The sequence below is a fragment of the Alkalicoccobacillus porphyridii genome, from assembly GCF_007293315.1.
GTDB lineage: Bacteria > Bacillota > Bacilli > Bacillales > Bacillaceae_D > Alkalicoccobacillus > Alkalicoccobacillus porphyridii.
In genome coordinates this window covers 1-235 of sequence record NZ_VLXZ01000416.1, presented here as the reverse complement: position 1 = coordinate 235, position 235 = coordinate 1, and the positions used below count along the sequence as shown (strand labels likewise).

The window sequence follows — 235 nt, the reverse complement described above, 5'->3', positions numbered from 1 at the left end:
ACAGCGATGGCGCGGCTTCATACAATCGGAGCTAACTAAAGTGCGCTCGTATTTATTAAGGCGTCACCGGTAATCGGGACGAGGATTTTTTATCCATCAACGCCTTGCAATTCAGGAGAGGTATGACAATGTCATTAGAAGTGTTTGAGAAACTGGAAGCAAAAGTACAGCAGGCGATTGATACCATCACTCTGTTGCAGATGGAAATCGAAGAGCTGAAAGAAAAAAACAACTC

At 43.8% G+C, this 235-nt stretch carries 1 protein-coding gene; it reads left to right on the top strand.

Annotated elements, in window-relative coordinates:
* Window positions 1-122: 122 nt before the first annotated feature.
* Window positions 123-235 (top strand): cell division protein ZapB (zapB, locus tag FN960_RS24780; RefSeq protein WP_143850872.1); only part of this gene is annotated, 113 nt, incomplete at its 3' end.